At 38.4% G+C, this 25716-nt stretch carries 25 protein-coding genes and 1 riboswitch; of the genes, 16 read left to right on the forward strand and 9 right to left on the reverse strand.

The window, feature by feature from the left end; translation table 11 throughout:
* The first annotated feature begins 49 nt into the window (after positions 1–49).
* The 4 genes from IGL56_RS03455 (at position 50) to IGL56_RS03470 (ending at position 3052) form a co-directional block, all read left to right on the forward strand.
* Positions 50–820: a TatD family hydrolase gene (locus IGL56_RS03455; protein WP_065813808.1), complete on the forward strand. Its 771-nt coding sequence runs from the start codon at positions 50–52 to the stop codon at positions 818–820.
* The gene (rnmV, locus tag IGL56_RS03460) at positions 817–1401 is read left to right on the forward strand and encodes a ribonuclease M5 (protein WP_010815939.1); all 585 of its coding nucleotides are present in this window, start codon (positions 817–819) and stop codon (positions 1399–1401) included. The genes IGL56_RS03455 and rnmV overlap by 4 nt, the downstream gene beginning before the upstream one ends.
* A gap of 18 nt (positions 1402–1419) precedes the next feature.
* Positions 1420–2307, forward strand: a complete 888-nt coding sequence (rsmA, locus tag IGL56_RS03465) for a 16S rRNA (adenine(1518)-N(6)/adenine(1519)-N(6))-dimethyltransferase RsmA (protein ID WP_002358849.1) — start codon at positions 1420–1422, stop codon at positions 2305–2307.
* A 127-nt stretch (positions 2308–2434) separates the two neighbouring features.
* Positions 2435–3052 (forward strand): hypothetical protein, encoded by a 618-nt coding sequence (locus IGL56_RS03470; RefSeq protein ID WP_002355821.1) that lies wholly within the window; start codon positions 2435–2437, stop codon positions 3050–3052.
* A gap of 49 nt (positions 3053–3101) precedes the next feature.
* Here the strand turns inward: IGL56_RS03470 and IGL56_RS03475 are convergent, their stop codons facing one another.
* Entirely contained in the window at positions 3102–4205 is a 1104-nt protein-coding gene (locus IGL56_RS03475) for an ABC transporter ATP-binding protein (RefSeq protein ID WP_002355822.1), read from the reverse strand.
* Positions 4206–4390: 185 nt separating this feature from the next.
* Between IGL56_RS03475 and mgsA the strand changes: the two genes are divergently transcribed.
* Complete coding sequence (gene mgsA / locus IGL56_RS03480; RefSeq protein WP_002355823.1) at positions 4391–4813, forward strand: methylglyoxal synthase; 423 nt, start codon at positions 4391–4393, stop codon at positions 4811–4813.
* A gap of 66 nt (positions 4814–4879) precedes the next feature.
* Positions 4880–5047, forward strand: a riboswitch (THF riboswitch).
* 30 nt (positions 5048–5077) lie between these two features.
* The gene (locus tag IGL56_RS03485; RefSeq protein ID WP_002385065.1) at positions 5078–5626 is read left to right on the forward strand and encodes a folate family ECF transporter S component; all 549 of its coding nucleotides are present in this window, start codon (positions 5078–5080) and stop codon (positions 5624–5626) included.
* A 51-nt stretch (positions 5627–5677) separates the two neighbouring features.
* Here IGL56_RS03485 and IGL56_RS03490 read toward each other — a convergent pair whose 3' ends face one another.
* Positions 5678–7444, reverse strand: a complete 1767-nt coding sequence (locus IGL56_RS03490) for an ABC transporter ATP-binding protein (RefSeq protein ID WP_002355825.1) — start codon at positions 7442–7444, stop codon at positions 5678–5680.
* Positions 7434–9161 (reverse strand): ABC transporter ATP-binding protein, encoded by a 1728-nt coding sequence (locus IGL56_RS03495; protein ID WP_010815940.1) that lies wholly within the window; start codon positions 9159–9161, stop codon positions 7434–7436. The genes IGL56_RS03490 and IGL56_RS03495 overlap by 11 nt, the downstream gene beginning before the upstream one ends.
* A 125-nt stretch (positions 9162–9286) precedes the next feature.
* On the opposite strand from IGL56_RS03495, the gene IGL56_RS03500 reads away from it, so the two are divergent.
* From IGL56_RS03500 to IGL56_RS03510, 3 genes are all read left to right on the forward strand, one after another.
* On the forward strand, positions 9287–10054 hold the full coding sequence (locus IGL56_RS03500; protein WP_002391494.1) for a putative ABC transporter permease: 768 nt from the start codon (positions 9287–9289) through the stop codon (positions 10052–10054).
* 248 nt (positions 10055–10302) lie between these two features.
* Entirely contained in the window at positions 10303–11523 is a 1221-nt protein-coding gene (locus IGL56_RS03505; RefSeq protein WP_002386187.1) for a 3D domain-containing protein, read from the forward strand.
* A gap of 96 nt (positions 11524–11619) precedes the next feature.
* Positions 11620–12183, forward strand: coding sequence for a GNAT family N-acetyltransferase (locus IGL56_RS03510; RefSeq protein ID WP_002355832.1), 564 nt, complete (start codon positions 11620–11622; stop codon positions 12181–12183).
* Between the two features lie 45 nt (positions 12184–12228).
* Here the strand turns inward: IGL56_RS03510 and IGL56_RS03515 are convergent, their stop codons facing one another.
* Both IGL56_RS03515 and IGL56_RS03520 read right to left on the reverse strand, forming a co-directional pair.
* Positions 12229–12753 carry an LURP-one-related/scramblase family protein gene (locus IGL56_RS03515; RefSeq protein WP_002355833.1) on the reverse strand — a complete coding sequence of 175 codons (525 nt, stop codon included), beginning with the start codon at positions 12751–12753 and terminating at the stop codon, positions 12229–12231.
* Between the two features lie 51 nt (positions 12754–12804).
* Entirely contained in the window at positions 12805–13674 is an 870-nt protein-coding gene (locus IGL56_RS03520) for a Cof-type HAD-IIB family hydrolase (RefSeq protein ID WP_002386188.1), read from the reverse strand.
* A 133-nt stretch (positions 13675–13807) separates the two neighbouring features.
* Between IGL56_RS03520 and IGL56_RS03525 the strand changes: the two genes are divergently transcribed.
* The 5 genes from IGL56_RS03525 (at position 13808) to IGL56_RS03545 (ending at position 17156) form a co-directional block, all read left to right on the forward strand.
* A complete protein-coding gene (locus tag IGL56_RS03525) occupies positions 13808–14488 on the forward strand; it encodes a uracil-DNA glycosylase (RefSeq protein ID WP_002363309.1) in 681 nt (226 codons plus the stop codon).
* Between the two features lie 155 nt (positions 14489–14643).
* The gene (gene pta, locus IGL56_RS03530; RefSeq protein WP_002355836.1) at positions 14644–15627 is read left to right on the forward strand and encodes a phosphate acetyltransferase; all 984 of its coding nucleotides are present in this window, start codon (positions 14644–14646) and stop codon (positions 15625–15627) included.
* Between the two features lie 141 nt (positions 15628–15768).
* Positions 15769–16263, forward strand: a complete 495-nt coding sequence (gene tsaE / locus IGL56_RS03535; RefSeq protein WP_002397934.1) for a tRNA (adenosine(37)-N6)-threonylcarbamoyltransferase complex ATPase subunit type 1 TsaE — start codon at positions 15769–15771, stop codon at positions 16261–16263.
* A complete protein-coding gene (locus tag IGL56_RS03540) occupies positions 16256–16777 on the forward strand; it encodes a GNAT family N-acetyltransferase (protein ID WP_002355839.1) in 522 nt (173 codons plus the stop codon). The genes tsaE and IGL56_RS03540 overlap by 8 nt, the downstream gene beginning before the upstream one ends.
* Before the next feature lie 169 nt (positions 16778–16946).
* Entirely contained in the window at positions 16947–17156 is a 210-nt protein-coding gene (locus IGL56_RS03545; protein WP_002355840.1) for a hypothetical protein, read from the forward strand.
* Positions 17157–17229: 73 nt separating this feature from the next.
* Here the strand turns inward: IGL56_RS03545 and bopD are convergent, their stop codons facing one another.
* Genes bopD through IGL56_RS03565 form a run of 4 tightly spaced genes read right to left on the reverse strand, consistent with a single transcriptional unit; the run spans position 17230 to position 22216 of the window.
* Positions 17230–18240, reverse strand: a complete 1011-nt coding sequence (gene bopD / locus IGL56_RS03550; RefSeq protein ID WP_002358859.1) for a LacI family transcriptional regulator BopD — start codon at positions 18238–18240, stop codon at positions 17230–17232.
* Between the two features lie 23 nt (positions 18241–18263).
* Positions 18264–19271 carry an aldose epimerase family protein gene (locus tag IGL56_RS03555; protein WP_002364699.1) on the reverse strand — a complete coding sequence of 336 codons (1008 nt, stop codon included), beginning with the start codon at positions 19269–19271 and terminating at the stop codon, positions 18264–18266.
* A complete protein-coding gene (gene pgmB / locus IGL56_RS03560; RefSeq protein ID WP_002355844.1) occupies positions 19261–19929 on the reverse strand; it encodes a beta-phosphoglucomutase in 669 nt (222 codons plus the stop codon). The genes IGL56_RS03555 and pgmB overlap by 11 nt, the downstream gene beginning before the upstream one ends.
* The gene (locus tag IGL56_RS03565; protein ID WP_010815942.1) at positions 19922–22216 is read right to left on the reverse strand and encodes a glycoside hydrolase family 65 protein; all 2295 of its coding nucleotides are present in this window, start codon (positions 22214–22216) and stop codon (positions 19922–19924) included. The genes pgmB and IGL56_RS03565 overlap by 8 nt, the downstream gene beginning before the upstream one ends.
* Before the next feature lie 280 nt (positions 22217–22496).
* Between IGL56_RS03565 and IGL56_RS03570 the strand changes: the two genes are divergently transcribed.
* Together IGL56_RS03570 and mapP are read left to right on the forward strand one after the other, a co-directional pair.
* Entirely contained in the window at positions 22497–24665 is a 2169-nt protein-coding gene (locus IGL56_RS03570; protein ID WP_002355846.1) for a PTS transporter subunit IIBC, read from the forward strand.
* Between the two features lie 214 nt (positions 24666–24879).
* The gene (gene mapP / locus IGL56_RS03575; protein ID WP_002355847.1) at positions 24880–25704 is read left to right on the forward strand and encodes a maltose 6'-phosphate phosphatase; all 825 of its coding nucleotides are present in this window, start codon (positions 24880–24882) and stop codon (positions 25702–25704) included.
* Positions 25705–25716: the final 12 nt, after the last annotated feature.

The raw sequence follows: 25716 nt of genomic DNA on the forward strand, positions 1-25716 counted from the left end.
TTTTCAAGAAATATGATAAAGTAGAGAGGAGATAAAGGAGGCAATCATAATGATTTTTGATACACATACACATTTGAATGCAGAACAATTTAATGATGATATTCCAGAAACGATTGCACATGCCCAAGAATTGGGTGTTACAGAGATGGCCGTGGTCGGTTTTGATGAACCAACGATTGAAAAATCTCTTTTACTTAGTCAGGAATATGCCAATATTTATAGTATCATTGGTTGGCATCCAACAGAAGCGGGTAACTATACGCCAGAGGTTGAACGACGATTACAAGAACAATTAACGTTGCCAAAAATTGTCGCATTAGGTGAAATCGGTCTTGATTATTACTGGATGGAGGATCCTAAAGAGGTGCAAGAAAAAGTCTTTCGCCGTCAAATTGCGATTGCTCGGGAAATGAATTTACCGTTTAGTGTGCATACGAGAGAGGCATTAGAAGATACCTATCGAATTTTAAAAGATGAAAAAATTTCAGATATTGGTGGAATCATGCATAGTTTCAGTGGTGATGCCGAGTGGATGAAGAAATTTTTAGATTTAGGTCTGCATATTTCTTTTAGTGGCGTCGTAACGTTTAAAAAGGCGTTGGATGTTCAAGAAGCGGCGATGGCGGTACCACTCGAACGAATGTTGGTGGAAACAGATGCACCCTATTTAGCTCCCGTTCCTTATCGTGGTAAACGGAATGAACCAGGCTATACACGATACGTAGTGGAAAAAATTGCTGAATTACGACAACTAACCTTTGAAGAAGTGGCAGAACAAACGAGAGTCAACGCTCATCGCTTGTTTCGGATAGATAAATGAAGGAAAAAATGAAAGTTGCAGAAATCATTGTCGTTGAAGGAAAAGACGACACACGCCGCATTCAAGAGGTAGTTGCAGCGGATACGATTGAAACGATTGGTTCTGCTATCAATGATGAAATTTTGACACAAATTGAACACGCACAAGAAACGAGAGGCGTAATTATTTTTACAGATCCAGACTATTCGGGCGAAAAAATTCGTAAAACAATAATGGAAGTCGTTCCTGATGCAAAGCATGCTTTTTTATCAAGAAAAGTCGCAGTGCCTAAAAAAAATGGCGGTAGCCTAGGGGTTGAACATGCTAGTGATGAAGCAATTATTGAAGCATTAAAAAAAGTCGTAACACCTGTTCAAGCTGATGAAGACTATCAAGAAATTCCTAGACAAACACTAGTTGAATATGGTTTAATAGCGGGAGCAAATGCCAAAAAATACCGTGAATTATTAGGAGATGACCTAAGAATTGGCTATACAAATAGCAAACAGTTAGTCAAACGGTTAAGCATGTTTCGGATTACAGAAACAGAATTGAAAGAAAGCATGACACGTATTTTAAAAGAACTTGCAAACGAAGAATAACTACATGGAGGAACAAGCGTGACGGACTATAAAGAAATTGCCACACCATCCAGAACCAAAGAAATACTAAAAAAACATGGATTTTCATTTAAAAAGAGTTTAGGTCAAAATTTTTTGACAGAGCCTAATATTTTAAGAAAAATTGTAGAAACAGCGGGAATCAATCAGCAGACAAATGTTGTCGAAGTCGGGCCTGGAATTGGTGCATTAACAGAGCAATTAGCGATGAACGCGGCACAAGTTGTGGCTTTTGAGATTGATGATCGCTTGATTCCTGTCTTAGCGGATACCTTAAGTCGCTATGATAATGTAACAGTGGTGCATCAAGATGTTTTAAAAGCTGATTTGGTCGAGACAACCAACCAAGTTTTTCAAGAGAAGTATCCGATTAAAGTGGTGGCTAACCTACCTTACTATATTACTACGCCAATTATGATGCATTTTTTAGAATCTTCTTTAGATGTAGCTGAAATGGTTGTGATGATGCAAAAAGAGGTCGCTGATCGAATTGCTGCTAAACCAGGAACGAAAGCTTATGGCTCATTATCAATTGCTGTCCAATATTTTATGGAAGCAAGTGTCGCCTTTATTGTGCCAAAAACAGTTTTTGTGCCGCAGCCCAATGTTGACTCGGCGATTATTAAATTGACGCGCCGTGCTACACCAGCAGTGACAGTGACCAATGAAAAAGAATTTTTCAAATTAACCAAAGCCAGTTTCCAATTAAGACGTAAAACATTGTGGAATAACTTAACGCATTTTTATGGGAAAGATGAACAAACGGTGGCTTGGCTAAAAGAGAGTCTAGCTGAAGCAGAAATTGATCCTTCTAGACGTGGTGAAACATTGTCTTTAGAAGAATTCGCTCGTTTAAGTAATGCTTTAGAAAAAAATAAACCAGTATAAAAAAGAACTTTCTGTTATTTATGAGAAATAACAGAAAGTTCTTTTATGTGTCTTGACACATTGCGGATGTTCAGCTACACTTGAGAAAAACAAAAAGGTGTCATGACACCTTTAGGAGGCAGTTTTAATGAAAACAAACTCAGTAAAACGTTTAACAATTTCAGCACTTTTAATTGCAATGGGGATTATCATTCCAATGGTTATGCCAAGAATTACCATTGGTCCAGCCAGTTTTACGTTAGCAAGTCACGTCCCAGTTTTTATTGCCATGTTTATTTCTCCAGTGGTGGCAATTGCAGTTAGTCTAGGAACAGGTTTTGGTTTTTTCTTATCCGCAACACCGATTATTGCTTTGCGGGCCTTATCTCATTTGATTTTTGCAGTCATTGGCGCAGTGATTTTACAAAAGCATCCAGAAATTTTAATCAATAAAGAGGGGAAATTCACTTTATTAAATGGGAAATTACAGTTGTTTAACGTGGGAATTGGAGTGATTCATTCCGCTGCCGAGCTAGTGGTTGTTTCTGTATTTTACACAATGGGCAACTTGCCAGGAACCTATTATACAGCCGGCTTCATGTATTCTATTTTTCTTTTGATGGGCGTTGGTGGATTAATTCATAGTTTGGTGGATTTCAGTATTGCCTACTTTTTAGCAAGTACCTTAAGTAAACATGTAGATATTCCAACTTTTACAGAAGCGAAACAACCCAAAGTGATAAAGAAGAAGGTTAAATTAGCATAAAGAGAAACAATCGAGGCATCCGTCATTGTGACGGATGCCTCGAGATTTTTTATTTAATGACTTCTTCTGTTTGAGGGTCGAAGAAATGTCCTTTGTTAATATCAAAAGCTAAGTCAATCATTTCACCAGGATGGTGGAAGTCACGAGCATCTACTTTTGAGATAAACTCTGTATCACCAATTTTTGTATAAAGCATGGATTCAGCCCCTAATAATTCAGAAACAACGACTTCAGATTTAATCACCGCATCTTTCATTGCTGTTAAAGCCACTTGTTCGCTATGAATATCTTCTGGACGAATACCGAAAATTAATTCTTTGCCTTCATAACCATGTTCAACAAGCTCTTTGTTTCTTCCTTCAGGAATTGCTAGTTTTAAGCCATGTTGGTTAGAAATAACCCCATTGTTTAAGGTAACTTTGAAGAAATTCATGGCAGGTGAGCCGATGAACCCAGCTACGAACATATTTTTAGGTGTATTGTAAACTTCTTTTGGTGAACCAATTTGTTGAATAAAGCCATCTTTCATAATTACGATTCGGTCAGCCATGGTCATCGCTTCGGTTTGGTCATGTGTCACATAAATTGTCGTAGTTTCTAAACGTTGGTGTAGTTTAGCGATTTCAGCACGCATGGCTACACGTAATTTTGCATCCAAGTTTGATAAAGGTTCATCCATTAAAAAGACTTTGGCATCACGGACAATTGCCCGGCCAAGTGCAACACGTTGGCGTTGTCCACCAGAAAGCGCCGCAGGTTTACGTTGTAAGTACTCTGTTAAGCCCAGAATATCCGCAGCATTTTCCACCCGTTTTTTAATTTCAGCTTTATCATATTTTCTTAGTTTTAAACCAAAAGCCATGTTATCAAAAACAGTCATATGCGGATAAAGCGCATAGTTTTGGAAAACCATGGCAATATCACGATCTTTCGGTGCAACGTCATTCATGACTTTGTCCCCAATTGATAATTCACCTTCAGTAATATCTTCTAAGCCAGCAATCATGCGCAATGTTGTTGATTTACCGCAACCAGAAGGTCCGACAAAGACGATAAATTCACGGTCTGTAATTTCTAAGTTAAAATCTGTAACAGAATAATGTTCTGCATTGTCATATTTTTTATACACATTTCTAAGCGCCATTTCCACCATTTGATACGTCACTCTTTTCTTTTTGATTTGTTACTTACAGTTTAAATGAAAACGCTATCTTTCAGCAAGGGAGAGTTGCACAAGAAAAAGAAGACTTTTTCGTCAAGGTGACAAAGGACAAACACTCTCAGCGGATTTATCGCTAAACTTTTGTTATAATATAACAAAGACAGGAGTTGGATAACATGAAAATCGCTTTAATCGCTCATGATCGTAAAAAAACATTAATGATCAAACTAGCAACCGCTTATAAACATATTTTAGAAAAACATGAATTGTATGCAACGGGAACGACAGGCATGAAAGTGATGGAAGCAACTGGCTTACCCGTGCATTGCTTTAAATCGGGGCCATTAGGTGGGGATCAACAGATTGGCGCAATGATATCGGAAGACAACATTGATTTAGTTATTTTTTTAAGAGATCCTCTTTCCGCGCAACCGCATGAACCAGACGTGACGGCTTTGATTCGTCTAAGTGATGTCTATGAAATTCCTTTAGCGACCAATATCGGCAGTGCTGAAATTCTTTTGAGAGGTGTCGAGGCGGGGTTTGCGGACTTCCGTGAGGTTATCCATGAAGGGGATCGTCGACCGTTAGCTTTTTAGAGAACCTTAATGGTTATTTTGACTATTTTGTGGTATATTTTATGAGGACTTTTGTCCAAATAAAATAACAGAGTAGGAGACAAAGCGTTAAGTGCTAAAAGGATGGGATGTTGCCTTTTGGACGAAGAACATAAACAGTGTGTTGCTAGAAAGCAAAGGTTCTTACTTTGCTTATCATCAGAACAACACGTTCAGCTTTTTAATGTTCGCGGTTTTGTTTTCGCATTCGCTGCATGGTTCGTCATGTAGCAGCTCTTAGAGGAGATGCTAAAAATGACAAAGAAAAAATTTGGCACAAAATCCATTGCGTTAATGGGCGTACTCATTGCGGTGGTCGTTGTCTTTTCACGCTTTTTTGCGTATGAAACAACGTTTTTAAAAATCAGTTTCACGTTTATCCCAGAATCATTGATTGGGATGATTTTCGGACCTTTTTGGGCTGGAATCGGCACGGCGGTGGCTGATGTGGTAGGAATGTTGCTTTTTCCAAAGGCAGGCTATTTTCCTGGGTTTACTTTAAATGCCTTTTTGGCTGGTGCTATTTATGGTTATTTCTATTATAAGAAAGAAATGACATGGCAACGAGTGATTTTGGCGACATTGTTGGTCACCGTTTTAATTAATATCATTTTAACTCCTTTGTGGTTAAGTTTAATGTATGGCGTCAATCTAGCAAATTTTGCTTGGTGGGTGCCACGCTTAATTAAAACAGTTATTTTCTTTCCTATTCAAGTAATTGCCACTTATTATTTAGGCAATAAAATTCCCTTTAAACGTTTATTTGGAAAGCCATTATCTGAATTAGATCAATAAATTTAAAATTAAAAGAGTCACTTTTCATCATCCCAGAAAAGTGACTCTTTTTTATTGTGCTTTTTGATTAAACTGTGCTTCGTAAAGGTCACGATAATAACCCTGTTCTTTTTGCAATAATTCGTCATGGGTGCCAATTTCAACCACTTGACCATTATCCATAACTAGAATTTTTTCAGCACTTTTGATTGTTGCTAAGCGATGGGCAATAACAAAACTGGTCCGGCCAGTCATCATTTGTAAAAAAGCATCCTGAATTTTTTGCTCGGTCAATGTATCAACTGAACTGGTCGCTTCATCTAAAATAAGCATCGGCGGATTACTAATCATCGTGCGTGCAATAGTCATTAATTGTCGTTGTCCTTCAGAAATTTTAACGCCTTGGGAACCAATCTCGGTATCTAGTCCTTGAGGTAAACGCATGACGAAATCAAAAATATGGGCTTTTTTCATGGCTTCTATAATTTCTTCGTCAGAGGCTTCGGGATTTCCGTACGTTAAATTTTCCCGAATGGAACTATCGAATAGCCAAGTATCTTGGAGAACCATACCAAAACTTTTTCGTAAGCTGTCCCGAGTAATTTGAGTAATGTCGTGAGTATCAACCGTAATTTGGCCACGGTCGACCTCGTAAAAGCGCATTAACAAATTCACTAATGTTGATTTACCCGCACCAGTTCGCCCAACAATGGCAATTGTTTCTCCTGGTTCAGCAATTAAATTAAAGTTTTCGATTAAAGGTCGCGTCGGCGTGTAAGAAAAATCAACGTCTTTAAATTCAACACGGCCTCGCGCTTCTTTCAAAACAATTGCGTTCGGGGCATCAGGACGTTCAACTGGTTGATCCATCATATCAAAGGTACGTTCCAATCCAGCTAAGGCGGCTTGGATTTGGTTGGTGATTCCTGAGAGTTCAATAAAAGGTTTAGAAAATTGACTAGAGTAAATGGTGAAACTGGAAATAACACCAACTGTGACTAAAGGATTGCCACTTAAAACTAACAAGCCACCGACTAATCCAATCGATAAATAAGATAAATGGTCGATAAATCGAGAAAGTGGGTTGGTTAAGGAGGAAGAAAACTGAGCCTTCTGTCCTTTTTCATACAACGTTTGATTCAATGCTTCAAATGTTTCTTGCGTAGCTTGTTCTTGTTGAAAGGCTTTAACAATTTTTTGGTTGCCAACCATTTCTGAAACGAAGCCGGAAATTTCACCAACAATCGTTTGTTGTGCAGCAAAGTTTTTTTGTGAAGCTTTTGCAACAAGCCAGTTTACAATAAAAATAATCGGCGTACTGATAAGAACCACTAATGTGAGCAGGGGACTTAGCCGAATCATAAAGAGCAAAGCAACAACGACGGTGGCCATGCCAGAAAATAATTGGTTGAAGACAGCCGAGCAAGCCATTGAAATATTGTCAATATCGTTGGTAAAGCGACTGACGATATTTCCGTGTGACGTTTGGTCATAATAACTTAACGGTAATTGATTTAAATGGGCAAAGGCATCTTTTCTCAGCTGTGTGGTCGATAAATAAGACACGCGATTACCGAGACGTTGAATCAGCCATTGACTTAGAACGGTTACGAGTAAAATCCCTGCTAATAAACCTAAAATTTTGATGAGTTGCGCAGCATTGACTTGCCCTTTACCAACCATTGTATCAACGGATTTACCTATATAATAAGTCATGAGGACAGTCGAAAAACCACTGAGAATTCCTAGGATTAAGGCGCCGATAATTTCTTTTGGATAGCGTAGTAAATACGGCTTAAAACGTGAGAAGGCACCAAAATGAATTTTTTTAGTTTGCATGGGTATCCTCCTCCTGTGATGCAACGATTTCTTGATACTCTTTAGAAGAAGTAAGTAATTCTTCGTGGGTGCCAAGGCCAGCGACTTTTCCACTATCTAGGACTAAAATTTGATTCGCCGTAGCAATCGAACTCACGCGTTGTGAAATTAAAATAACGGTTGTCTCTGCTCGTTCTTTTTGTAAAGCACGGCGCAGATTCAAATCTGTTTGATAGTCGAGGGCACTCAAGGAATCATCTAAAATAAGTAAATGCGGTTTCCTAATCAAGGCACGGGCAATGGTCAACCGTTGTCTTTGTCCACCAGAAAAGTTTTTTCCGCCTTCGTTAACAGGCGTGTCTAACCCTTGGTCTAATTGTTCAACAAATTCTTTACATTGGGCGATAGCTAATGCTTCCCAACAGTCTTCATCAGTTGCATTTGGTTTGCCCCATTGTAAGTTTTCTCGAATAGTCCCTGTAAATAAGACGGCAGTTTGTGGGACACTTGCCACTTGTTGGCGTAAAGTAAAGAGCGGCCAATCGCGCACATTTATACCATTAATAAAAAGGTTTCCTGCACTCACATCATAAAATCTGGGAATGAGTTGGGTTAAGGTACTTTTCCCGCTGCCGGTAGGTCCTGTGATGCCGAGAATTGAGCCTTTAGGAATCGTAAAATTGATATTTTCCAAAGCCAAACCGGCCTCTGGTTCATAGCGAAAATCTACATGGTCAAAGGTAATATCACCAAATTGTGGCGATGTTTTTGCTGATTCTGTTGTATCTGTTAACTGGCTTTCTACAGTTAAAACCTCATTGACACGGTTTGCGGAAGCGGCGGCTCGCGTAAAAATTACCACGAGATTAGAAGCAACAATTAAAGCGAGCATCATTTGATTCATATAATTGATCAATGCTAAAACTTCCCCTTGTTGCAGGGAACCGAAAGAAACTTTTAAGCCACTAAAATAAAGTAAAAATAAAATTCCAACATTCATAATCAAAGTGGTTAAAGGCGTTAATAAAGCAGAGACATTCGATACACGAATGTAAATATCGCCTAAATCATCTGAAGCTTTATCAACATGTCGTTGCTCTGTTTCCTTTCTAGCAAACGCACGGATCACACGGACACCGCTTAAATTTTGACTAATTTGACGGTTTAACCGATCCAAATATTCTTGGACTTTTTGATATAAAGGCACAGTCATTTTAATGATAATAAAGAGAATAAGGCTAAAAATTGGTAAAAGTAATAGGAAAAGAAAGCCCATCTGCACGTCAATGTAAAAAGCCATGACCACAGAACCGATACTTAAAAAAGGTGTCCGAATGACCAACCGAATAAACATCGCTAAAGCCAATTGAAGCTGGTTGATATCGTTTGTGGTCCGGGTGATGAGGGTATCTGTACCAAAACTATTCAATTCTTTGTGTGAAAGCTGATTAATTTTCTTCATTAATTGATTTCTTAGCTCCGTCCCAAAACCTTGCGAAGCGACTGAAGCATAATATTGACAAATCATGACAAAAAATAAACCAACTAACGACATAACAAGCATCCAGAGGGCCATTTCTATGACAGTCTGTCGGTCGTTTTGACGAATACCGACATCGACTAAGTGAGCCATGAATAAGGGCAAGACTAACTCGAAACAAGCTTCTAAAAATTTGAAGACTGGACCGAGGATAATTTGTTTTCGATAATTTTTTGCGTATTTCAATAAACCAAACATAAGATTCCTCCCTTTGCTGCTCTCATTGTAGCCTAATCTTTCAATGAAAGAAAGTTGTTCGCTACATTTTCTCAACTTCTGTTAAAATAGAAGAAAAGCGCAAAGAAGTGGAGTGTGACAGAAACGTGGAAAAAATGAGTCAGGTTATTTTGTTATTTTTTATTTATTCCTTTATCGGCTGGTTATGGGAAACGGTGTATTGTTCATTAAAAGCCAAAAAATTTGTTTATCGAGGATTTTTGGTAGGGCCTTATTGTCCTATTTATGGATTTGGGGTCTTAAGCGTTCTCTATTTTGTGGAACCCTTTGAGAACAATCTCTTGGTATTGTATGTCGGATCGGCTGTTTTAGTGACGATTTTAGAATATGTCACTAGTTATGGCTTGGAAAAATTGTTCCATGCCTCTTGGTGGGATTATCATGATGTACCTTTTAATTTAAACGGTCGCGTGGCTTTACCGGTTTCTCTTTTTTGGGGATTGGGGTGTGTCTTGATTGTCAAAGTTATTCAACCAGAAATCGCCAAAGTTGTCAGTTTTTTACAAGCAATCTTTGGCAACTACTTAGCACTTTGCATAGTGATTGTAATGGGGCTTGACTTAATTTATACGTTGCTGAACATGCAAGGTTTCAAAAAACTTATTACCGAGATGGGCCAAACGTTGGAAACGAACCAACAAGAATTTAAGCAACGGTTGAACACAAAAATGGAAATCGCTACAGCTGATTGGCAGAAGTTAAAAGAACGAACCAAAAAAGAGCATTTCCAAAATCGGTTAAATTTCCAACAACGTCGTTTTATTAACAATTACCCAAAACTAACTTTAAAAAACATTAAAAATTCCAAAGAAGTTCGGCATCTCTTAGAAGATTTGAAGAAAAAGGGCCAATAATTAACAAAAAATATTACAAAATATTTCAATCAATGGTCTAATGAGATGAAAAAAAGAAAAATCGTCAAAAGCTAGTTTTTAAGGCGTCTTAAGAAATTCTTAAAGAATTGAGATAGAAATGGACTAATGAATAAACGCAGGATAAAAAAAGAGTTGCATTTAAATTGTAACAAATTGTAACATGATTGAAATAAAACAAGCCCTCCTGACTAGTATAATGAGTAGGTGTTTTAGATAAGTTAGGAAAGGTGTTGGATTTAGTGAAGGTTAAAAAGTTGATACCATTTTTAACAACAATGATGCTTATCAATTTTGGACTTCCAGTCGCTGCGGCAGCAGAATCACTTGATTCGTTGCAAGAAAAAGAAGCGCAAGCGAAACAATCTGGGGAGTTAATTAGTAAAGAAATCAATTCAGCCTTAGACGATGTAAATGCTAAATATGCGGAAATCGAACGTTTAAAAACGCAAATTTCAAAAGCGGAAGATACGTTGAAAACTTCGAAAGAGGAAATAGAAAAAACAGAAAAAAATATTTCTCGTCGTAAAGAAGCTGTTGGCGATCGTATGAAGGATATTCAATTAAATGGTGACCAACGTACTTGGCAAGCCTTATTAGATGCAGAAAATTTATCAGATTTCTTTAATCGGGCCTATGCCATGACCGTTTTACAAAACTTTGAACGGGAAAAGATTGAAAGCTTAACTAGCGAAAAAGAAAAGTTAGCTGCATTACAAGAAAAAGTTGAAAATACGCAAACAACTTTAAAACAAAATGAAGAGAAATTACAAGTTGAAGCTTCTTCAATGAATAATAAAGTCTCTGAGTTAAAAGAAAAAATGGCGAATAATGAAGAATTATTGGCTCAAATTTCGACAGACAAACAGAAAGAGCAACAACGCTTAGTCAGCGAAAAAGCAGCAGCTGAGGCACAGAAAAAACGTGCGGCAGAAACTGCCAAAGCAGAAGCAGCGAAGAAACAAGCAGCTGCCGACAAACAAGCGCAAGCAGATGCGGCGGCTAAACTAGAAGCCGAAGCTGCTGAAGAGTCAAGCAGTCAAGCATCAAGCTCTTCTACAAGTACGGAAAGCAGTAGCACTGAATCTTCAAGTTCAGCTAGTTCATCCGAATCGTCATCAACGACAGAATCATCGACAGGCGAATCATCAACACCAGGAACTGGCTCTGGTCGTGTGCTTCAGATGGAATCAACTGCTTATTCTTGGCGCGAAGCTGGTGCAAGTAATCTAAGTGCTACTGGTATTGACTTAAGTAAAGAAAGCAATGTAGTTGCAGTCGATCCAAGTGTAATTCCTCTAGGTTCATTAGTGAAAGTCTCTGGTTATGGCTTTGCTATTGCTGGAGATACAGGTGGCGCTATTCAAGGAAATATTATTGATGTTCATTTTGATTCAGTAGACCAATGCCGTCTTTGGGGACGACGTCAGGTTACAGTAGAAATTCAATAATAAATTTGTTATACTAAAGACAAGATAAAAGGAATTGGCTAAGTCAGTAATGATAGTAGCCAGTTCTTTTTTAGTTAAATGTAAAGGAGAATTACAATGATTCGCTCGGCAACAAAAGAAGACGGTCAAGCGATTGCTCGGCTGGTCTTAGTTATTTTAAAAGATATGGAGTTACCAATTTTAGAAGAAGTCTCAGAAGAACAAATGATTGACCTGTTAGCAGAGGCAACGGCGTATCCAACCTATCGCTATGGCTATCAACGAATTTTAGTTTATGAACATGCAGGTGAAGTTGCAGGGATTGCTGTCGGCTATCCTGCAGAAGATGAAAAGATTATTGATGAACCTTTAAGAGAAGTCTTTAAAAAACATGGCTTAGCAGAAGATGTTCGACTATTTATTGAAGAAGAAACCTTGCCTAATGAATGGTATTTAGACACGATTTCTGTGGATGAACGTTTCCGCGGAATGGGAATTGGTTCTAAGTTATTAGATGCTTTACCTGAAGTAGCCAAAGCTAGCGGGAAGCAAGCCTTGGGTCTAAATGTTGATTTTGACAATCCAGGGGCGAGAAAGTTATACGCAAGTAAAGGCTTTAAAGATGTCACAACAATGACTATTAGTGGTCACTTGTACAATCATATGCAAAAAGAAGTGTAAAAATAACGAAGCTAAAGTCAATCACTTTAGCTTCGTTATTTTTCATTAATCCGTTAAAGGATCAAAATCTAATCCAAAATCATCGGAAGTTTTTTGTTTTTTCTTATTATATAACCAGTAGTCAAGGACAGCTGCTATGCAGATGCACAACGGTGCGTCCTCATCATTGGCAACAGTTAAAACAAAATAGTCGCCTGTACAAAGCATGGTTTTATCCATTGACATAATTTTTTTATGGACTTGATAAATTGAATATTGATGCGCTTTGATATCACCAACAACTGCCCAGTGAAGGCCTTGAACATAATAGAAATCAGCATTCAAATTGAACAGTTTTCGTAGAGTACCCACTTTTTCAAAACGCTGATATAACTCAAATCGTGTACCAAAAGTCCAAGAAACTTGTTTAATACTGGCTAGAATTTCTCCGTTCATTGCATATAAAGAAAGCGCATCTCCTCGTGTGCCCCAGCGCCCCACCAATAGAAAAAGTGAACGGCCTGCTTGGTCTTTCACGATGGTTCGCGTAACTTTTCCTAACTGTTGTTCTTGAATAAAAAATTCAGACACGACACGATCTCCTTTCTATATATAAATGAGTGCTGTAACTGGTAGTGCTTATTACAAATCTTCTCTTATTGCACGCAGGATGGCTTCGCCAACACCATTTTCTAAATTAGTGGCTGTTTCATATTTAGCGTATTCTTTTAATTCCAGTTCGGCATTGCCCATTGCAAAACTTACCCCAGCCCATTGAATCATGCTGACGTCATTTAAATTATCACCAATAGTCATGACTTGTTCAGCGGGAATCCCACGTTCTTTAGCGACGCGCGCAACTGCAATCCCTTTTTGTGCTAGGCGGTGGTTAATTTCAATATTATTAAGCGCAGAAGAGGTAACAACCAAATCATCTAGTTCTTCTACTTCCATCCCAGCAGGGCCTAATACTTTCGGCCCATCCATACTGAAGCCAATAATTTTAAGGACTTCAATCGAATCATCTTTTAAAATGTCGTCTAAACGATCAACATAGGTAATATGCAATAAAGATAGGTGTGCTGAAGCCATGGCAATCGCCACTTTATAAGTTAAATGGGGCATGGATTCTGCAATATGAGCGGCAAAGTTTTCAATTCTTTTTTCTTGATGTTCAGAAAAAATACCTTTATTTGTAGAGATTTCATAGTAAACATTGTGTTGACTCAAAATAGTTAGTACTTCTGTTACTGTTTCTTTTTCGATCCCAGCCGTGAAAAGTGAGTGTCCATCTTTGTCGAACACTTGGGCGCCGTTTAAAGTAATCATGGCACAGTCAATTCCAGCTTCTTCTAACGCGGGTTTCGCTTCGGTATATGCGCGGCCAGTAGCAACCATAAATTCGATTCCTAAACGTTCCGCTTCGCGAATTGCTGAAGTGTTATCATTTGTGATGCTCATTTTTGCATCTAAAAGTGTTCCATCCATATCTGAAGCAATTAATTTAATCATCGATTCTCTACACCTCATTATCTATTTAAAGCTTACCTATAGTTTACCACGTTTTTCCAAGAGAAAGTACCCAGAAATTTCTTGTCAGGTTTGGAGAAATTCGTTATGCTTAGAGAGCGAAGGAGTGAGCATTATGAAAGAAATTATTCACAATAGTTGGCAAACCGTTTTATCTGCTGAATTTGAAAAACCGTATTATCAAGAATTGCGGGAATTTTTGAAAAAAGAATATCAGACACAAACGATTTATCCAGATATGTATCATTTATTTTCAGCGTTAGAACTAACCCCTTTTGAAGAAGTAAAAGTAGTAATTTTGGGACAAGATCCATATCATGGACCCAATCAAGCACACGGACTAAGTTTCTCTGTCCAGCCAGGTGTGAAAGTGCCGCCATCTCTTGCGAATATTTACAAAGAATTACAAGCTGATTTAGGATACCAACCCGTCAACCATGGCTTTTTAGAAAGCTGGGCCAAACAAGGCGTGTTGTTATTAAATACTGTGTTGACCGTTCGGGCAGGTCAAGCCTATTCCCATCGAGGTAAAGGGTGGGAGCAACTGACAGATGTCATTATCGAAAAGTTGAATGAGCGTGAAAAACCCGTTGTTTTCATTTTATGGGGACGTCCAGCTCAAGAAAAAATTAAAATGATTGATACGACTCGGCATGTGATTATCAAATCGCCACATCCAAGTCCATTGTCAGCACATCGTGGTTTTTTTGGCTCACGTCCGTTTTCTCAAGCGAATGCCGCTCTAGAACGTTTAGGGGAAACGCCGATTGATTGGCAACTTCCTGAAACAGTGTAATGTAACAGTGCAAACTGTTATAGTGTAGAAGAGTTAGTTTGTGAAAAGTTTATCGGATTATTGGTTTTTTTGACTAATACAGCTAGAAAAAACTGTTATTTTCATTGAGAATAGTGTATGATGGATTTTGTAAATATAAAACTGGAGGGTTTATCGTGGAATTATTCGATAGCTTAAAATTTAAAGTCGTACGCCGTAATATCAAAATTGTTTTCCCTGAAGCAACAGATCCTAGAATCTTAGGTGCTGCTGCCCGCTTAAAATCTGATGAATTAGTAGAACCAATCTTAATTGGTGATCCAACAGATATCGCAAATGCTGCTATGGCTCGTGGAATCAACACATCAAACTTTATTATTATCAACCCAAATGATTATGAAAAATGGGATGAAATGGTCGAAGCATTTGTTGAACGCCGTAATGGAAAAGCTACTAAAGAAGATGCTGAAAAAATCTTAAAAGATGTCAACTATTTCGGTACTATGTTAACTTACATGGGTATTGCTGATGGTATGGTTAGTGGTGCTATCCACTCAACAGGTGATACAGTTCGCCCTGCGTTACAAATCATTAAAACAAAACCAGGCGTGAGCCGTACAAGTGGTGCTTTCTTAATGATTCGTGGTCGTGACCAAGAAAGATATTTATTCTCAGACTGCGCGATTAACGTGAACCCAACTGCACAAGAATTAGCTGAAATTGCTGTTGATAGTGCCAAAACAGCTGAATTATTTGACATTGAACCAAAAGTTTCATTGTTAAGTTTTTCAACAAAAGGTTCTGCAAAAGCACCAGAAGTAACAAAAGTTGCTGAAGCTACAAAAATTGCGCAAGAATTAGCACCTGAATATGCGATTGATGGTGAATTACAATTTGATGCTTCTTATGTATCTTCTGTCGCACAATTAAAAGCGCCTAACTCAAAAGTTGCTGGAGAAGCAACAGTCTTTGTATTCCCAGATTTACAATCAGGAAATATTGGCTACAAAATTGCTCAACGTTTAGGTAACTTTGAAGCAATTGGCCCAATCTTACAAGGATTGAACAAACCAGTTTCTGATTTATCACGTGGTGCAAACGAAGAAGATGTTTATAAATTATCAATCATTACAGCTGCTCAAACATTAATGAACGACTAATTAACTATGTCGAAGCATGATAAATAAGCAAAGTAGAAGTTGAGGTTCCCAGGACACTTGGGCCTCAACTTTATTTTTTTGAAGCTGCCACTAGTCAACTTATTGAATTTTCGGTATACTTTCATACATAGATTCTTGCAGATGGGAGGCAAAAAAATGAACATTGTCCTGAACAATCCATTGGAAACAGAAGCAATTGCTAAAATCATTGGACAAAAGGCACAAGCTGGTGATGTAATTGTCCTGACTGGTGATTTAGGGGCCGGTAAGACGACAATGACGAAAGGGATTGCTTTAGGATTAGGCATTTTCCAAATGATTAAAAGTCCCACCTATACGATTATCCGAGAATATCCACAAGGACGACTTCCGTTATACCATATGGATGTCTATCGTGTTGAAGAGGGTGCGGATGAATTAGGGTTAGATGAGTATTTTGAAGGAGATGGGCTATCCGTTGTAGAATGGGGCAGCTTGATTGAAGAAGAATTGCCAGAAGATTATTTAGAAATTATTTTAAATAAAGATTCTCAAGAAGTGGACAAGAGAGTTCTTGAATTCCGCGGAACTGGTCCATTGGCAGAAGAAAGAATAGCAGAGATTTTACAAGCGTGGGAGGCTCGCGAATATGACTGAACAAACATTTTCTATTCGAGAAGCAGTGCCTACTGATGCGGATCAATTACTATCTGTGATGTCAAAAATTGGGAGTGAAACGCCCTATTTGGTAATGGATGAGCGAGGAATGGCTATGTCGACAGCAGAATTGGCTGAAAATCTAGCAACACTCTATGAATCGCCAAATAATGTTTTATTGGTGGCATTAGCGGGAGAAGCGATCATTGGGACCGCATCTGTGTCTGCTTCTTCTAAAAAGCGGATGGAGCATATTGGTGAAATTGGCATTAGTATTTTAAAACAGTACTGGGGCTATGGACTGGGCAGTATCCTGATGGAAGAACTTATTCGCTGGGCGCATGAAAGTCATGTTATTCGTCGCTTGGAATTAACGGTACAGGATCGTAATCAACGAGCGATTCATGTCTATAAAAAATTAGGTTTTGAAACAGAGGCAATTATGCCTCGGGGCGCCAAAACAGACCAAGGTGAATTTTTAGATGTTCATTTAATGCGTTTGCTGATTGATTAATTATTGGTTAATAATTTTAATTTCTTAAATAATCGAACGATAATTGCATGAAAAAACAAAATTTTCGCAATTATCGTTTGTTTCATATTTATTTTTCTGATATTTTTGTTATAATTATAGAAGAATTTAACGAAAAAATGAAAATTTATTTTGGGAAGGAATGTAAGAAATGGCGAAGGCAACGAAAATGAATGTTAACTATCGAGAGTCGATCTTGGATCGTGCGTATCGTTTAGAGCTAATAAAAAAAGATGAGTATGCAAAACATCAAGAAAAATTATCATTATTAAATGAAAAATTGTCTGACGGGGAACCAGCTCAATTTGATGCAAAAGAAGAAACGTTTTGGAAAAAAATTTCGCAAAAAGTTATTTTATAAAAGTAATACATACGAATAAGAGCGTACACATAGAAAGAAGCGTAAGCAGTGTTAAACTGCTTACGCTTCTTTTTTAATGAATAGGAATAACTGTTTCACGCTTAATTAATTTGTGAGGAATAACGAGACGGACACCATTCGTCAATTCTTCATGGATTAATTCATATAATTTTTTCATCGCCATTCGACCTAATTCTGACGTGTCGATGTCAATGCTTGTTAGATAAGGATGTGTCAATGTTGAAAAGATTGAGTTGTTAAAACTAATAATGGATAACGTTTCAGGAACTTGATAACCATAGATTTGCGCAAGTTGCATCGTCCGCAAAGCAAAGATATCATCAATCACCACCAACGCCGTGGCATTATTTTGATGAAGAATGTCATCAAAAGCCATGTAATCTTCAGGTTTTTCTAACGCAACGCTTGGTAAAACAGTTAATCCTTGCATCATCATTGCTTTTTGATAACCAAAGTAACGTTCAAAGTACAAACTTTCATGCGTTGTATTGGTCACAAATAAAATATTTTTATGGCCGTTTTCAATTAAAAATTCCGTCGCTTGTTTCCCTAATAATTGATTATCATTATCCACGTAAACTATTTCCGTTTCATGTTGGTAAGGTTGACCAATTAAAGTAAAGGGAATGTTGTTTTCATATAAGTAATCAATGACGGGGTCCTTACTATCTGAATACACAAGAATAAAACCGTCCACTTGTTTTTGAAGATGCATTCTTTTAACGTTTTCTAATAGTACATCAAAACTTTTGGCAGTTGCAATAGCAGTAGTCATATCGTAAAGACGGGCTTCTTCGTTGATGGCTTCCATAATTTCTAAATAAAATGGATTCCCTAACCGTTCTTTCGAATCTAAAGGAGGTAAAATTACGCCAATGGCACTTGAAATTCGTTTACCCAAATTCCGTGCCGTCATATTTGGCACATAGCCTAAGTCATCCATGACTTTTCGCACTTTCTTTTTTGTCGATTCAGAAATACTAGGATGATCGTTAATGACACGCGAAACGGTTGAAGTTGCAACCCCCGCTTTCTTAGCGACATCTTTTACTGTAATTGCCATTTTTGCCACGCCTTTCTTAGTAATTATAGAAGGTTAAATTGATAAACCGTTTGGTAGGTTTGCTTTTTATTAGCTGGTAATAAAATAGAGCCCCACTGAGGATGATGAACAATGTCTGGATACTCTTGTGGTTCAATTGCTAAGCCATAGTTTGAATGCATCGCTTGTCCATTAATAGAAAATGGAGCCTCAAAACCAGTCGTAGAAAATAATACCATACTTTGGTTCGTTGTTGCTATCGTCATTTTTCTTCCAGAAGTAGGTTCTTGTAAGCATAATTGTGGCTGTCTTAAGTCAGAGCCAACTAAGGGGAAAACATCATCTAACCCAGTTGGATAGCGTTGGAGGATTGTTTCGATAGGTGTCAGTTCATTAAAACGTATGGATAGTTCAGAAGCTGGTAAAATCCGTCCAGTAGGCAGCTTATTATCGTCTAATTCTAACATACCTTGACAGTTCAAAGATAGCAAATGCGACAGAATGTCTAACTTTCCATCGCCAGATAAATTAAAGTAGGCGTGGTTCGTAGGATTAAAAAGTGTTTCCTGTTTACTCCGTCCAGTACTGATCATTCGTAAATGATTATCCTCTAGCTGGTAGGTGATGGTGGCCTCAATTGGTCCAGGATAGCCAGAAATGGTGTCGGTTAAATGAAAAGCAACGCCAATGATATCTTTTTTTTCAAAGGGCTCGACTGTCCAATATTGAAAAGACCACCCCTTTGAGCCACCATGGATATGGTGACCGTCGCTATTTTGTTCTAATATTCCATTTTGCCAATGGCCATTACGAATGCGTCCAGCAACTGGTCCAACAGTGGCGCCAAAAAAGCTTTGATCCTTTAATACATCTTGATACGAATCATACGATAAAAGGATATTTTCCCAATGATTATTTTTGTTTGGCATCAAAAGTTGATGGAGGCGCGCGCCATAATTGAGAAGAGCGACTTCTAAAAAGTCGTTCTTCAAAGTAATTTTCTTTAAGTTTGTGTTTGGAATATCGGTTACGGTGATACGATTATCCTTCATGATCAAGCCACACTTTTTTTAAGTAATCAAACGTTAAAGCGCTCGTCTCTGGCACGATGGGCAACCCTTCGCCTAACTCTTCTTTGCGGCCAACGCCAACAGGTTGCGCTCCACTAGCAAGAATCGCTTGAATCCCAGCTTTGGCATCTTCAATGCCAAGACATTCTGCTGGTGTCAAATCAATTTCTTTCGCAGCTAAAATGAAAATATCTGGAGCGGGTTTGCCTGCCTGGACGTCTGCTGGATTAGCAATGGCATCAAAAAGGGGCGTCAATTGCATTTTTTCTAAAAGGAAAGGCCCATTTTTACTTGCAGAAGCCAAGGCGATTTTAATATTGGCTTCACGTAATTCCGTTAATAAAGAAAGAATTCCTGGGTAGACATCTTCAGGCGTAATCGCTTGGATCATTTCCAAGTAATAATCGTTTTTCCGTTGCGCTAACTGGGCAAATTCTTCAGAAGAAAACGTGCCTTCTTTTTTTCCGTATTTTAACAGTAACTGCAGAGAATCTTCACGGCTTACACCTTTCAATTGTTCGTTGAAAACACGGTCAATGGAAATTCCAATTTCGTTCCCTAATTTTTTCCAAGCGTGGTAATGAAATTCTGCTGTATCAGTAATAACGCCATCTAAATCAAACAAAACGCCTTTAAACATGAACTTCTTCCTTTCTGATCGGTAAAACTAATCGATCTTTTAATGTGTATTTTTGATCGTAAACAGTTAATGGAATTGCAGGGCCGTCGAGTAAAGTGAAGGCCACTTGGTCTGCTGCAACTTCAACAAATAGTAAACGATTCCGATAATTAATGTGGAATGAGTAGGCTGTCCATGTCGCTGGTAAAAAGGGTGCAAATTTTAGTTGTTGATGGTCCGTTTTCATTTGGGCAAAACCTTGAACAATCGCTAGCCAACTACCAGTCATTGAGGTAATGTGTAAGCCATCTTCTGTATCATTATTGTAATTATCTAAGTCAAGGCGCGCTGTTCGTTGATACATTTCCACTGCTTTTTCTTCCATGCCTAATTCAGCAGCTAACACAGCATGAATGCTTGGTGAAAGAGAAGATTCATGGACAGTCATTGGTTCGTAAAAGTTAAAGTTCCGGCGTTTTTCTTCTAAAGAAAAGGCGTCATTGAAGAAATAAATTCCTTGAAGAACATCGGCTTGTTTAATGAAACAAGACCGCAAAATTTTATCCCATGACCAATGTTGATTTAAAGGCAGCTCACTAAGTGGTAAATCAGAAACAGGCATTAAATCTTTATCTAAGAAAGTGTCATGTTGTACAAAAATGCCTAATTCGTTATCCACTGGGAAGTACATATTTTCTACAATGTCTGCCCATTTAGCTAATTCGTCGTCTGCAATTTTGAGCGTTGTTTCTTCTTTGAATTTTAAATAAGACTCACGGGTGTAACGTAGAACCCACGCAGCGATGGTATTGGTATACCAGTTATTGTTGATATTATTTTCATATTCATTTGGCCCCGTTACGCCATGAATCATATATTGTTTATGACGTTGTGAGAAGTGGACCCGATCTGCCCAAAAACGAGCGATTGCCACAAGCACTTCTAGACCAGCATCTTTTAGATAATCTTCGTCTCCTGTATAGTTGACATAATTATAAATCGCATAAGCAATCGCACCATTTCTGTGAATCTCTTCAAAAGTGATTTCCCACTCATTATGACATTCGACACCAGTAAAAGTAACCATTGGGTAAAGCGCACCCTTTAACCCTTGTTGTTGGGCATTATGAATGGCTTGAGGCAATTGATTGTGGCGATATTTCAGTAGATTTTTAGTAACTTCGGGCTTAGCCAACGCCAAGTAAAGTGGGACAGCATATGCTTCAGTATCCCAATATGTGGCACCACCATATTTTTCGCCCGTAAAGCCTTTTGGTCCGATATTTAAACGATCGTCTTCGCCATAGTAGGTTGAGAAAAGTTGGAAAAGATTAAAACGAATGCCTTGTTGGGCTTCATCATCTCCTTCAATAACAACATCAGCTAATTGCCAACGTTTTGCCCAAGCGGCAGCTTGCCCAGCTTTTGCTTCAGGGTACAAGGTGGTCATTTCTGAAAATAATTCGTTTACTCGTGTGATTTGTTGCGTTTCTGGCACATCACGACTGGTAACGACAAGCACTTCTTTTGTGATAGCGGTCGTTTCGCCTTCGTTTAAAGACACCGTCAATTCTGCGGTTAAAGCCAAGGGCTGTTGTGTATATGTAGGCACAACAGAGGCTCCATCGATGAAATGGCGCATGCCTGCAGTCACTGTAAAACGCTCTATTTCAAAGTTGTTAGGAATGGTCTTAGTTGTAACAAAGCCAAGTGTTTCTTGTGTTTCAATAGCTCTTTCTTCCCAAAAATGTTCTTCATAATTGCTGTCTTCATTTTGAACATCGCCATCCAATTTTGAGTGAAGAGTGATTGTGCCTGTACCTTCCAGCATTTCAATTGTTAAGTGGATGTAAGCCGCTTCTTTTTTTTCTAAGCTTAAAAAACGTTCAAAAGAGAAGCGCACTTTGTTCTTCGGTGTTTGGATGGTGAATTGCCGAGAAAGGACCCCATTTTGCATGTCTAATTCTAAAGAAAAATCTTCGTAAGGTGTAGTGGCTAAATCAATTGTTTGTCCATCAATTTGTAAGTCCATTGCGATGAAATTAATTGCGTTAATCACTTTACCAAAATATTCAGGATAACCATTTTTCCACCAACCAACACGTGTTTTGTCTGGATACCAAACACCGGCTAAATAGGTTCCTTGATGGTGGTCGCCAGAATAGTGTTCTTCAAAATTTCCCCGCATCCCCATATAGCCATTGCCAATGCTCGTTAATGATTCTTGTAAACGTAAATTTTCTTTATCTAAGTGTGTAGTACGGATTTTCCAAGGATCAATTTGGAATAAACGTTTGATTTGTTTCATGAGAATCCCCCTCAGTGATTTTATTGATAGGTCTATCATAAACGCAACCGATTGCATTAGTCAATAGTCAATGCTTAAAAAGTGTAATCTTATGAATAAAAGCTGAAACAAAGGTAGGTTAGAAGGAGCTTTATTTGCTTTATTAAAAGACAAAATAAAAAAGGATTAAGTAGTAGGGAGTTGTTTTCCACAATATTTTTGAAATTAAAGCATTTACAAAAAGGAAACAGGAGTATATAATGGCAACATAACGAAACCGATTGCGTAAGGAGTGGCAGGAATGAAAAAAATGTTTAGTTTTGAGTTTTGGCAAAAATTCGGGAAAGCTTTAATGGTCGTTGTGGCAGTAATGCCCGCAGCGGGTTTAATGATTAGTATTGGGAAATCGCTTCCCTTAATCGATCCTAATTTAGGCTTGTTAGTAACAACAGGCGGAGTTCTGGAGAGTATCGGTTGGGCAATTATTGGCAACTTACATTTACTATTTGCGTTAGCAATAGGTGGCAGTTGGGCCAAAGATCGTGCAGGTGGCGCATTTGCAGCGGGGATTTCTTTTGTTTTAATCAACCGTATTACTGGAGCCATTTTTGGTGTAACAAATGAAATGTTGGCAGATGAACAAGCTTTCACGCATACCTTATTTGGCACCAAGATTATGGTGAAGGGATTCTTTACAAGTGTCTTAGAAGCTCCGGCATTAAATATGGGTGTCTTTGTAGGGATTATTGCTGGTTTTGTCGGTGCGATGGCTTACAACAAGTATTACAATTATCGGAAATTACCAGATGCGCTATCATTTTTTAATGGTAAACGGTTTGTCCCATTTGTCGTTATTTTATGGTCAACAATTGTCTCAATTGCATTAGCACTTATTTGGCCAAATATTCAAGCGGGAATTAATAATTTTGGGTTATGGATTGCGCAATCTCAAGATAGTGCACCTATTTTAGCGCCATTCTTATATGGAACGTTGGAACGTTTGTTATTACCTTTTGGGTTACATCATATGTTGACGATTCCAATCAACTATACACAATTAGGTGGAACGTATGAAATTTTATCTGGCGCACAAGCTGGAACCCAAGTCTTTGGTCAAGATCCTTTATGGTTGGCTTGGGCAACAGACTTAGTGAATCTTAAAGGCGCTGGTGATATGAGCAAGTATCAGTTTGTCTTAGAAAATTGGACACCAGCTCGATTCAAAGTAGGCCAAATGATTGGTTCTTCAGGGATTTTAATGGGGATGGCTTTGGCGATGTATCGTAATGTCGATGCAGATAAAAAAGCTAAATATAAATCAATGTATTTTTCTGCTGCTTTAGCTGTTTTCTTAACTGGTGTGACAGAGCCGCTAGAATTCATGTTTATGTTTGCTGCAGTGCCGCTTTATGTGATTTATGCCGTGATCCAAGGTGCTGCTTTTGCAATGGCTGATATTTTACCATTGCGTGTGCATTCGTTTGGAAATATTGAATTGTTAACAAGAACACCGCTAGCAATAAAAGCTGGTTTAGGTGGCGATTTAATCAATTTTGTTTTAATGGTCATCATTTTTGGTGCTGTCACTTATTTCTTAGCCAATTTCTTAATTAAAAAATTTAATTACGCAACACCTGGAAGAAATGGAAACTACGACAATGATAACGGCGAAGAAATCGCATCTGGCGCGGCTGGTTCAGGTGTCGTCGATCAGCAAATCGCGCAAATTGTCTACTTACTTGGTGGTAAACAAAATATCAAAGAAGTTGATGCGTGTATGACACGCTTACGTGTCAGTGTAAAGGATCGAGAAAAAGTCGGTTCGGAAGAGGCGTGGAAACGGGCAGGCGCAATGGGCTTGATTGTGAAAGATAATGGTGTTCAAGCCGTTTATGGACCAAAAGCCGATGTTTTAAAATCCGATATTGAAGATTTACTAGCTTCCGGCGTTGACATTCCAGAACCAGTTATAGCAGAAAGTACAACAGGAGTGCCAACAACGAATTTCTTAGGCAAGAAAAAAGATTTCGTGGCTGTGGCGACAGGGGAAGTTATTCCAATGGCGCAAGTCAATGATCCTGTCTTTTCACAAAAAATGATGGGGGATGGATTTGCAGTTAAGCCTCTAGAAGGAGAGGTGGTGGCACCAATTTCGGGGAAAGTCCTAAGTGTTTTCCCAAGCAAACATGCGATTGGGCTACAAACAGAAGAAGGCATCGAAGTACTTGTCCATATGGGGATTGATACAGTTGAAATGGCAACACCTGCTTTTGAATCTTTTGTTAAAGAAGGACAATCATTGAAAGCTGGGACGAAACTAGCTAAAATGAATTTGGATGTGATTGAACAAGCTGGCAAAGAAACAACGATTATTGTCGCCTTTACAAACAGCGACAAAGTGGAACAAGTAGTTATTAATCAACTAGGAACCACCACTGCGGGAACTGTGATCGGACAGATTGAAATTTAAATGATTAGGTATGAGGTCGGGACAGAACCGTTTAACTCCGAGAAATAAGAAGGAATTTCCGGAAATTGCTTTTTAATTTTTGGATAATTTCGGCTTATTTCCGAAGGAGTTGGTTCTGTTCCCGCCGTTTATCAGGCTTTGCGCGTGAAGCAAAAATCCAAAGTGATTTTTGTCCCACTCACTGACCTAATAACATGTAAGAGAAGGGGAAAAGATGAATCTTTTAACAATCAATACTCATAGCTGGTTAGAAGAAGAACCGTTAAAAAAATTAGAGGAGATTGCCAAGGTGATTTTATCTTCTGAAAGTGAAATAATTGCCTTACAAGAAGTGAATCAGAAAGTCGCTTCCAAGAAAGTGCCGTTAGAACAGTTAACTACTTTTTGTCCCGTAGCGACCCAAACACCGGTCCATGAAGATAATTTTGCATATCTAATCGTTCAATATCTAGCTGAAAAAGGCCAACACTATTATTGGAGTTGGGAAATGAGCCACATTGGTTACGCTATTTATGAAGAAGGGAACGCACTACTTTCGAAATGTCCGTTGACTAGTGAAGCTCTCCTTATTTCAGAAAGCCAAGAACCAACGAATTATCGAACAAGAAAAATCTTAGTAGCGGAGACAGAGAGTTCAAAAGGTACGCTTACTGTTGTCTCTGGTCACTTTTCTTGGTGGGAAACACCCTGTACAGGTTTTGCCTATGAATGGCTACAATTAGAGAAATACTTAGCGATGGGGCAACAACCGTTAGTCATTTTAGGCGATTTAAACAACCCAGCTGGTACAACTGGCTATCAATTAGTGGAAAATAGTTACTTGCCGATTCAAGATGCATTTGTTGTAGCGGAAGAGACAAGCGGTGAAGCGACAGTAGAGAAAAAAATAGATGGCTGGGAAGAAAATGAAGCAGCCTTGCGGATTGACTACGCATTTGTTCCAAAACAGTGGCACGTACGAAAATATGAAGTAATTTTTGATGGTAGGAAAACACCGATAGTCAGTGATCATTTTGGCTTACTCATTCAACTAAAATAAGAAAAAGCGCTG

Source organism: Enterococcus sp. DIV1316a (assembly GCF_050536915.1).
GTDB lineage: Bacteria > Bacillota > Bacilli > Lactobacillales > Enterococcaceae > Enterococcus > Enterococcus faecalis.